Source organism: Bacillus cereus group sp. Bce019 (assembly GCF_051781745.1).
GTDB lineage: Bacteria > Bacillota > Bacilli > Bacillales > Bacillaceae_G > Bacillus_A > Bacillus_A cereus.
Genome location: NZ_JBPWJX010000147.1, coordinates 1 through 269, shown reverse-complemented (window position 1 = coordinate 269; position 269 = coordinate 1). Strand labels below are relative to the sequence as shown.

Genomic DNA, 269 nt, shown 5'->3' with positions numbered 1-269 from the left:
AGCCCCTGAAGCTGATTTTTCAGATAAGACAATAGAAACCCTACGTTCTTGTGCCGGAATTTTCTTTGCTTATTTTACCCGACGCTTTATCTTCAATATTCCAACTCAATCGGAAAAAGAAGATTTGGAACTAATTGAACAACAAATTTTATCCTTGTTAAAGTTCAAAGAGGATCAACAATAGATGAGGCAAAGTGACATAGATATACCTTGTGGTAAGTAAGGAGCTTTAACAAAGGATACTATTGATGTTCAAAGAGCATAAGAAT

The 269-nt window shown here is 34.6% G+C and carries 1 protein-coding gene; it reads left to right on the top strand.

All coding sequences use genetic code 11. The annotated features are described in order from the left end of the window. On the top strand, nt 1-184 hold a 184-nt coding region (locus tag ACS2QP_RS27805; RefSeq protein ID WP_438883073.1), incomplete at its 5' end, for a hypothetical protein. Nucleotides 185-269 lie beyond the last annotated feature (85 nt).